Annotated in this window: 9 protein-coding genes; 4 read left to right on the forward strand and 5 right to left on the reverse strand. The window is 36.9% G+C overall.

The window, feature by feature from the left end; genetic code table 11:
• The 4 genes from GBI16_RS16655 to GBI16_RS16670 all read left to right on the forward strand — a co-directional run.
• Positions 1 to 1,122, forward strand: a 1,122-nt coding sequence (locus GBI16_RS16655) for a phosphoribosyltransferase domain-containing protein (RefSeq protein ID WP_228267859.1), incomplete at its 5' end; no start/stop codon positions are given.
• Positions 1,112 to 1,891, forward strand: a complete 780-nt coding sequence (locus GBI16_RS16660) for a hypothetical protein (protein WP_068543419.1) — start codon at positions 1,112 to 1,114, stop codon at positions 1,889 to 1,891. The genes GBI16_RS16655 and GBI16_RS16660, both read left to right, overlap by 11 nt.
• A complete protein-coding gene (locus GBI16_RS16665; RefSeq protein WP_068543416.1) occupies positions 1,884 to 3,044 on the forward strand; it encodes a cysteine protease StiP domain-containing protein in 1,161 nt (386 codons plus the stop codon). Before GBI16_RS16660 ends, GBI16_RS16665 begins: the two co-directional genes overlap by 8 nt.
• Positions 3,041 to 3,979 carry an HpcH/HpaI aldolase/citrate lyase family protein gene (locus GBI16_RS16670; protein WP_068543414.1) on the forward strand — a complete coding sequence of 313 codons (939 nt, stop codon included), beginning with the start codon at positions 3,041 to 3,043 and terminating at the stop codon, positions 3,977 to 3,979. Before GBI16_RS16665 ends, GBI16_RS16670 begins: the two co-directional genes overlap by 4 nt.
• Here GBI16_RS16670 and GBI16_RS16675 read toward each other — a convergent pair.
• The 5 genes from GBI16_RS16675 to GBI16_RS16695 form a co-directional block, all read right to left on the reverse strand.
• Complete coding sequence (locus GBI16_RS16675) at positions 3,976 to 5,505, reverse strand: helix-hairpin-helix domain-containing protein (RefSeq protein WP_151707503.1); 1,530 nt, start codon at positions 5,503 to 5,505, stop codon at positions 3,976 to 3,978. The genes GBI16_RS16670 and GBI16_RS16675 overlap by 4 nt on opposite strands.
• Before the next feature lie 11 nt (positions 5,506 to 5,516).
• Complete coding sequence (locus GBI16_RS16680) at positions 5,517 to 7,343, reverse strand: PP2C family serine/threonine-protein phosphatase (RefSeq protein WP_123785529.1); 1,827 nt, start codon at positions 7,341 to 7,343, stop codon at positions 5,517 to 5,519.
• A gap of 110 nt (positions 7,344 to 7,453) precedes the next feature.
• On the reverse strand, positions 7,454 to 8,506 hold the full coding sequence (locus GBI16_RS16685; protein ID WP_123785528.1) for a TerY-C metal binding domain-containing protein: 1,053 nt from the start codon (positions 8,504 to 8,506) through the stop codon (positions 7,454 to 7,456).
• A gap of 133 nt (positions 8,507 to 8,639) precedes the next feature.
• Positions 8,640 to 9,275, reverse strand: coding sequence for a VWA domain-containing protein (locus GBI16_RS16690; RefSeq protein WP_114392570.1), 636 nt, complete (start codon positions 9,273 to 9,275; stop codon positions 8,640 to 8,642).
• Between the two features lie 10 nt (positions 9,276 to 9,285).
• Positions 9,286 to 9,477, reverse strand: a 192-nt coding sequence (locus GBI16_RS16695; RefSeq protein WP_171494579.1) for a TerD family protein, incomplete at its 5' end; no start/stop codon positions are given.

Genomic DNA, 9,477 nt, shown 5'->3' on the forward strand with positions numbered 1-9,477 from the left:
ATAAAACATATTGATTTAAGCCGTGGCCGTATTAGTGCGACAGTAAATCATCATCATCCTGAATGGAAATTGGATGATTTGCTTAGCTTTGCAGAAAGAATTAATCCGAAACGTGCATTTTTATTTGTTTCTAAAGTTCTTGGTAAACATATTCCTGTCGCACCCTCAGTTATGCAAAAAAGCTATCAAGACCTTGCTGCTCTTATTCCTAAAAATTTGCCCTATCCCATTAGTGTGATTGGTATGGCTGAAACCGCAGTCGGTTTAGGCGCAGGAGTCTATCGTGAGCTGAAACCAGATTTCGGGGAAAATGCTATTTTTTTAACGACTACTCGGCATCCAGTCGAAACCTTGCCCACATTAGGCTTGTTTTTAGAAGAACATAGCCATGCACAAGACCAATTTATCTTGTCTAGTCATGATGCTATTAAACATCAACACATCCTGAGTTCAAAAACTCTTATCTTAGTGGATGATGAAATTTCGACTGGTAAAACCTTTAGAAATTTAATTCTCAGTCTTAAAAAATCAGGTTTAGAACACGTTGAAAGGATTATTTTAGTGACTTTAGTCAACTGGGCTGAACAGCACTTAGTCACCGATGATTTAGGTATTCCAGTTGAAGTGGTTTCTTTATTACATGGTCACTGGCAGTGGCAAGATAACAACAAAGAAATTGATATTCAAATGCCGAACGTCAGTTCAACCCAGCAACAAAGCCAAAAAATTATTGCACCCAATGACTGGGGGCGCGAACCGACTTTTCTGGAGTGTTCTGTGTGGCAAAAGATTGAATCCATTCAAGCGCATGAAAAAGTTTTAGTGTTAGGTTCGGGGGAATTCACCTGGATTCCTTTCCTAATGGCAGAGCAACTAGAAAAGCAAGGTGTTGAGGTTTATTTTAGCTCCACCACTCGCTCTCCGATTATGCAAGGACAGTCCATTGAAAGTATTTGTTTATTTAAAGACAATTACGGACTCAATATGAATAACTATGCATACAACGTAAAACATCAAGAATTTGATCGTGTCTTTTTAATCATTGAAACCGCTAAAGATAGTGTTGACCCTCTGCTTTTTGAACAAATAAAAAACTTGGAAATTATTAGTTATGAATGTTAAGCCGTTAATTTTTGTTGACTTAGATGACACTCTTTTTCAAACACATCGTAAAAGCACACCTACGCCTTTACATAAAATTGCGACTACAGATAAATTAGGTGAACCGCTCTCTTATATGCTGCCAAAACAGCAAATATTCGTGAATTGGCTATTAGAGTCTGCTGAAGTAATTCCAGTCACTGCTCGGTCAGTAGAAGCATTACAACGCGTACATATTCCTTTTCAGCACGGTGCAGTCTGCTCACATGGCGGAACCATTTTAGGGGCCAATAAACAGGTTGATCAAGAATGGCTTGTTTTGCAACAGCAAGCTACAGCAGAGTTAGAACACTTACTCAATGATCTACCCAATGCACTACTGGATTATGCAAAACCTTTTGGATCAATCCGTACTTGGACGGTGGAAGAAAATGGCGGGAAAATTTATACCGTTGCCAAACAGAATGATCCGGAACCATTATTTTTATCTAAAATTATTGCCAACTTACCTGCTGAAGTGCTCGAGCATTGTTACGTACATATCAATGGTAATAATTTGGCGATTATTCCAAAATTTGTTTCTAAACAAAAAGCAGTCGAATTTTTTATCAACAAATATGACCCTGAACGTGAACGTGCCATCTTAGGTTGGGGCGACAGTTTATCTGATGCCGGCTTCTTAGCGTGCTGTGATTGGTTTGGTATGCCCAAAAATAGCCAATTGGATAAGTTTTTAGCACAAAGTTTAATGCAAGATCATAATGCGAAAGGATATTTAGGACATGGATAAGAATTATGCTGGTGCATCCAATCTTAATACCTTAGGTTTTCATGGTTCATATCGACCGCAAGATGTAACCTTTTTACTCAATATTGATGATATTGAACCGACACCATTGGCAGAAAAAGAGTATTTGATTCAATCAGGAAAAAAACATTACTCCCAAATGATTAGTGTAGAGCATCCCCCTTCAAAAGAGCAGATGCGTCATTTTCAATACGCTTTTGAGCAAGGTGCTGAACGTCTGGCTTGTGATGTACAGAAAATTGGTAACTCTCTACTGAGTCGATTTAAAAATCAGCCTATTATTTTGGTCAGTCTAGTACGTGCAGGTGTACCTTTAGGGGTACTGCTCAAGCACTATATTGAAAAATATCAGCAGTGCGTACATTACGGTATTAGTATTATTCGTGATCGCGGTATCGACTTTGCAGCCTTACATGCCATTATTGATCAACATGGTGCGGAAAATATTGTTTTTGTAGATGGTTGGACAGGTAAAGGTGCAATTTGTCGAGAGTTAACCCAAAATTTAGCAGATTATCCGGCATTATTTGATGCAGGCTGGGATATTCCTCGCCTTGTCACCTTAGCCGATTTAGGTGGCTATTCTTGGTTAAGTGCTAGCTGTGAGGATTGGCTGATTCCGTTTGGTATTCTAGGTTCTGTGGTCTCTGGTTTAACCTCACGCACCATTTTAAAAGATCATATCAATTTTGAGTTAGCAAAAAAAAATTGCTATGAGCCTAAAAATTGGCATAGTTGTTTAGTTTACAAACATCTAGCTGAACATGATATTTCAGTAGATTTTACAGACAAAATTTTAAATATTATTAATCAGAATCCGTCTACAAATTTATCCCATTGGAATAATCATATTCGACTCAAACAACAAAAAATTTGTTTAGATACGATTACTTGGATCTCTGACATCTATAATATTAAAAATATTAATCGTATTAAACCTAGTATTGCAGAAGCGACACGTGCGGTATTAAGACGTATTCCTGAAAGAATATTAATTCGTGATCCATCCAATCCCCATGTACAATTACTGTTACATTTTGCCAAAGAACAAAATATTCCTGTAGATATTTTAGGTGCCAAGTTAGGTCCATACCATGCAGTCACTCTGATAAAAAAAGTCGAGAAAAATAAATGAAACAACTGCAACATGCGATTGAACTTGGTGCAACCATGTACATTCCTGCAACTCATGAGCAGTTATGGGAAGTTACCGAAGGGATTAAATTTCCAATACTTAAATCTATTGCAGTCTGTTTAGAAGATGCCGTATTGGAAAGAGACGTACAAACTGCGATGGTTAACCTAAAACTTTTATTACAAAAACGTTTAGAACAGCCGAATCCTAAAGCACCTGCAATGTTTATTCGTCCTAGAAATATTGAGATGGCAAAACACATTGTCGACTGGGAATTAAATCATACCTACAGTGGTATGATTTTACCCAAGTTTACGCTACACGATCTAAAACAGTGGATGGACGTTTTGCCATCTAATATCAACCTGATGCCAACGCTTGAAACTAAAGAGATTTTTGATATGGGCCATAATATGGAACTTAATCAAGCCCTCAAGTATGATTTTCATAAAACCTTGTGTTTAAGAATTGGAGGTAATGACCTTCTGTCCTGTTTAAATTTACGTCGTCCTAAAAATAGTACTATTTATCAAACCCCTGTAGGTATATTGATTTCACAATTGGCAGGCTTATTTATTCCAGCTGGTTTTCAACTCAGTTCGCCAGTGTGTGAACATATTAACCACACGCAATTGCTCATGAGTGAAATATGCCAAGATATGAATAATGGGATTTATACAAAAACTGCCATTCATCCTTCGCAAATTGCGTATATTCATCAAGCCCTTCAAATAACTACAGAAGAATTTCATGAAGCACAGCAAATTTTATCGCAAGATGCTAAAAGTGTATTTAAAAGCCACGGCTCAATGTTAGAACCTGCTACACATCGCAATTGGGCAGAAATGATTTTATTACGCTATAAAACTTTTGGTTTATGTAAGTCTCAACCGTCTACCCAAGATAAACTTATGCTCAATACATTTTCAGTCTAAGCTTCAACCATCTGTACTACAGCCAGACGGCCACCTTCTTGCTTTGAAAGTAAAATTTGTACACCATCTTTTAGCTCAATTTTACCTCCAATCGGGATAGCTGTTTTGGTTGTTACGTCAGTCAAATCTGCTAACCCTTCATTGACCAACCACCACTTATTATTATGAAAAATAAAATAACCTTTTCTTTTAGTTTGTTCAAGACTGAGACGTTCATTCGGTGCAACTAGATGATTGCTATGCCATTGAAATAACGACTGACCGGTCCATACCATCAAACGATGATTATCTAGTCTAAACTTTCCTTCTTGACGTGCAGAATATAAGTTTAGTATTGGCAGCTTACCTGAAAATGGCGTATTGCAGAAAGGACATTTTGGTGCAGTAGTATTATCGAAAACATACCACTTATGGGTACAATTAGCATTTAAACACGGCTGAATTAAGTCAACGGTTTTGACTAAAGCATCTTCCCAATCATTTGCAGAAGGTCGCTTACTCGGTTCATGCAAACCATCAATAAAACATTTATTAAATAATTCGGTTAAATATGGTCCTGTCACAGTATAAGGAATTTGCTGTGGATCTGCCCAAGGTAATTGAGATGATTTTAATTGATTAGAACGAACACGGTTGGAGTGGTCTGTCGGATGTTCGATGAATAATGCCTTTTGCCCCATGCCTAGATTTTCATCTTTTTGTGGGTCATCCATATCGTGGATTTTTCCACCACGTAAAGGATGGCGATATAACAAATACATATAGATCAACACACCCAAGGCATGTCTATCTGTTGTAATACTAGGTAAAAAACGTTTTGGATCTTCTTTTGATAAGTGACTAGTCGTTACCACTTCTGGTGCAATAAAATCAGGAGTTCCCACTACATCAGGAGGATATTTACCAGGTACAACTAAGCCATCGACATCAATGACACACGCACTTCCCGTAACTGGATCAATCAATACATTTTTGTAAGATAAATCTGAGTGAGCTACCCCAGCAGCATGCATACGACGTACTGCACGTGAAATTAGAATACTAATTTTAAGATAATTGAGCCATGTACCCTTTTCCCGATCGTCTAAAAAACGATTTTGATTATTCGCACTCGCAAACCACTTACCTTCTTTTTCTTTACCCTTAATACTTAGAAAATCATTATTTTTTGAACCATGTTCAAAGAAAAACTGTTTTTTATAAGTTGGCGCAGTAATTCCTATCAGATTATTATATTCAACTAATGCATCTGGCCAACAGTAGATATTCTTCCAATAATCTCCTCCGACCCCATTAAAAATACCATTCCATTTATTGCCAACGATTTCTTTTAGGCGCTCTTTCTGTTGGTCAAGCGCTGCTTTGGATTCATAGAATTTATTTTTCTCCTTACTAAAAAAGCATACTACATAGCTTTTATCAGGTGAAAAATACACATCTTTCATTGCACCAGAACCAATCACTTCATCGACAAACTCAATTGGACGACCATCAACAGTTGTACATTTAACAATTTTTCCTGCCACGACTATGTTCCTTATACTTCTGTTGAATCTTGGTCTAATTGATATGCTGATGCCTTCTTATTCCATAGCACTGCCATGGTTCGATCATCATGATGACCCGGTTTAAAGAAGTGCATCCATTCTAACAATGCGACATCTGCATCTGGCTGGTGGAATAAAGGTTCAATTTCCTGATACATTTTTGTCCATAACGGATGTTGTCCCAAGCCAACCTCTGTCTCAAAAATAGGATCAGAGATTCCATCTGTCATGATCAATACCGCATCAATATCATTGAAATGTCCAATTTTGATACGGGTGCCGAAGTCTGAAGCAATACTACGATCTAAAAATTGTGTTTGTCCCGCATATTCTCCACCGTCCGCTACATTCATTAAGCGAACCGAATCTCTTCTATAAACAGCGATCGCCCCATCTCCGACTGAAAATGTACTGATAAAAGTTCTGTTTTGATATTGGCGGACAACAGCCACCAATAAAGTTGTTGAAAATGCTTTTGCTGGCACATTAGATGCTTTAGCCTGCAATTCAATCTCTTCAATAATTGACTTATAAATATCATAATAAACATTAAAGAATTGCTCATTTAATTTTTTAGCAATTTGCTTCGTTACTTCATCTTGTTGCCCTATTTGCCATTGCGAAAGATCTTCCTCAAGTGAAGTAATTGTAGCGGCATTCAAATATCCAGAAAATTGTTTTTCAACAATATCTACTGCAATTCTTGAGCCCTCTCGTGAGTAAATTGCACTTCCTGCACCATCAGCAACAGTGATTACTGACCATTCTGTATCTGGAATATAAAAAAGACTAAAATCATCGTCACGGAATGTCCCTGCATGTTCATGAGAGCGTCCTCGACGACTGGCTGCAATTAAATCAAATTTTTCCGTAGATATAAGGCGCTGGTCTGTATGATCCTTAATAAACGGTTGACCTGCTTCAGGTTCAAGCACCTTCCATAAACTACGTGGATCTGGGATGATATTAAGCTTGCAACGGCCTGAATGGGTTGCATTATCCATACTATATTGGAAAGTGAATTCGAACTCTTCGGCATGTTCAGGTTCACCACGTACTGTTTGGGACTCCTCATCAAAATAAAAGTCATGCTTTCCAAATCTAAAACTTTCTGCTTTAAATCGAATCTTGTTGAAGTCATGTGCTGAACTAATTGAAATCTTAGAATTATAAAACTGTCCGACACGCGCATTTTCAACTTGGAACTTTACTTCATTACTATACATAGAATGATTATCTTCTATTGTTATCTGAGTTGGAGATTGGTCTTGTGGAGAGGAATCATCAAGTGGGGTAATTTTTGCTAAAGTTGGAGTCGTATCAATTTTTTTTAAGACATCTTGAACACAAGTCATATTTTCTTTTTGAGTCTCTAGCTCTCTAAGATGCTCCATCATTTTTGTTTCATCATCATTTTGGCTAATAAACTCTAACTTAGTATTATTATCAATCTCTACATCAACAGTTAACTCCTCAAGTCTGATACCATCTTTTAGATCATCTGTAAGTGATGAATTTAACTCTTTAGGAGACATCTGCTGTGTTTCTAGAATAGTGCTTTTGTTAAGCTGCTGAGATGCATCATGACAAGATACTGTCAAATCATATTCATGGTTTAAAGAAGTCGATTTTTTTGCAAATAAATCTAATTGCTCACAAGCAATAATACGATTAAAGTCAACACCCAGATGTAGCAAAAGCTGATCAAGTTGTTGAACATGTTCATCTTTTGAGAAAAAATCAACAAATGTTGATGTAAATACTAAATTTTTTCTCTGTAATATTTTTTGAATTTCTACCGCAAGTTTTTCATGCATATATTTTTTTCCTAAGAATCAACTCTTCAAACACATTATTTGTTTCTTTTTACCAGTAAGCAATTTTTAACCAATATATCTAATATCAGCCAAATTTTAAGTAATTATAATTAACCTTGCCCGCGCGTAAGGTCAAAACCACCACTGGAGATAGTGAAACTCACTTGTCGATGACACCAAGGACAGACCACATATTCAGAATAACCGTCATAGCACATCAAATTTCCACAGCCACACATAGCAAATGCTGTTTCAGCATAACAGTGTGGACATTGCGCATCTCCTTCAAGCTGTGCAGTATTAATTGTCGGCTTATCCGCAGTCTGATCTGTCCAGCTAAAATAATCTTCAGAAATTGTTTCACAAGTGTCTAATTTAAAGTTATATAAACTGATATTTAGATCAGATAGACCATCGTATTGCATGTTACGTGTATATTTTAGAATATAAGGATGATGCAATTTTTGACAGCGTCCTATAAAAGTTACGGTACGATCGTCTGCATGGCCTTTGCGGAAGCTTAATTTATTTTTTGCCAAATGCATATAGCGTTCATCAAGGGGCAATATTTGTTGATTTTCATTCTGATGACCTACGCAAATACTTTGCGAAACAACCGATGCACTAATCCACTTACATAGGCTTTTTATATATGCTTGATCAACTTGATCGAGCATAATGCAATGTTCTGCAAATTGTTTCAAAATAGTAAAATCGACATCTTGACCTAAACCAATAGCTACCAACGATACTTTGTCTTCGTATTTTGTTTTCCAACGATAAATAGCTTCTTGATAATCATCTGTAGGGCGACCATCGGTAAACAAATAAACAACTGGTTTCCAATCACCTTTTACATCTACTGTTGTACGTATAACAAAGCGATCGATTTCTTTACCGAGATGGTCTAAAGCTTTACCTAAATGTGTTCCCCCACCTAAGGGTAATTCACAATGTCGATATGCAAATAACTCAGTTAATGGCACTAGAGTACGCACGATTCCTGCATAGGCAATAATTGAAACATAAACCGTCTCCAAAGCATAAGGATCTGTCCTGAGACTTTTCATGATGAAATCAATACCTTCTTGAACTGCTTCTAACGGTTTACCAACCATCGACTCTGAACAGTCAATTACAAAAAATACAGGTAATCGGCGCATAATTCATCCCATCTTATTGTTATGATTTACATTAAAAATCTATTATAAGTATGATCTTATTAATTCATCGTTACAATTAAGCAAGATCATCGATCCGAACATAAAATCAAACGAGAAAAATTTAAATATTCCCTTATAACACTAACTGAATTTCAGATGGTGGTGGTGGCAGTGATATTGGTCCACTAATTCCTGCACTACTACTTCCTGCAACGACACTTGCTGAAACCCATTTAAAGAAACTTGAGAATGAAGTGGTATCCATAGTATCGAGTACTACTACTTTCTGCGTAAGCTGTAACAAAGTCTCAGTTTTTGCTTTTGGACCTGCTGCACAAGCCACGATGGTTGCAAAATTCAATTGTTGGATATGAGGAATTATTTGCTGATACGCATAAACATCTGAAGGAGAACCATCTGTCATGAGGAAAATCAATGGCCGCCAATCACCTTTTTCATCCGCTGTGGTTTTCTTAACATTGGTTTCGACTTCCTGCGCAAGTAATTCCAAAGCTGCTCCCATAAATGTTGCACCTGAACTCGGCACTTCAATTTCTGGAATTTGAATTTCCTCAAGAGGTGTAAGTGACAAATAAACCCTTGCTTCAATATCAAAAGTAATAATACTGATATAAACACTTTCAAGAGCGTAGGGATCTTGCCTTAAAGCGCTTAACATAGATTGGAGACCAACATTCACAGAGTGAATGGGTTCTCCTTTCATAGAACCTGATGTATCAAGCAAAATATAAACTGGTAGACGGCGCATTGTTATCTCTTTATACGTATTCTTTTAACCATTCCAAAAAATTATCAGATGCAGAAGATTGACCTAAAGCATTGAATTTCCAACCATTAATTTCACGAACCAGTTCTGCAAATAACAATGAACGTTGCTGATCATAACCTTTACCAGATAAGTCAAAACGCACCATCTCTTTACCAGATGCATCTACAGCACGAATAAATCC

Origin of the sequence: Acinetobacter sp. TUM15064 (assembly GCF_008980265.1) — a bacterium.
Taxonomy (GTDB): Bacteria; Pseudomonadota; Gammaproteobacteria; order Pseudomonadales; family Moraxellaceae; genus Acinetobacter.

Excerpts from the sequence above, each read along its gene's own strand:
- GBI16_RS16660 (WP_068543419.1), top strand. The coding sequence starts at position 1,112 with ATGAATGTTAAGCCGTTAATTTTTGTTGACTTAGATGACACTCTTTTT.
- GBI16_RS16665 (WP_068543416.1), top strand. The coding sequence starts at position 1,884 with ATGGATAAGAATTATGCTGGTGCATCCAATCTTAATACCTTAGGTTTT.
- GBI16_RS16670 (WP_068543414.1), top strand. The coding sequence starts at position 3,041 with ATGAAACAACTGCAACATGCGATTGAACTTGGTGCAACCATGTACATT.
- GBI16_RS16680 (WP_123785529.1), bottom strand. The coding sequence starts at position 7,343 with ATGCATGAAAAACTTGCGGTAGAAATTCAAAAAATATTACAGAGAAAA.
- GBI16_RS16685 (WP_123785528.1), bottom strand. The coding sequence starts at position 8,506 with ATGCGCCGATTACCTGTATTTTTTGTAATTGACTGTTCAGAGTCGATG.
- GBI16_RS16690 (WP_114392570.1), bottom strand. The coding sequence starts at position 9,275 with ATGCGCCGTCTACCAGTTTATATTTTGCTTGATACATCAGGTTCTATG.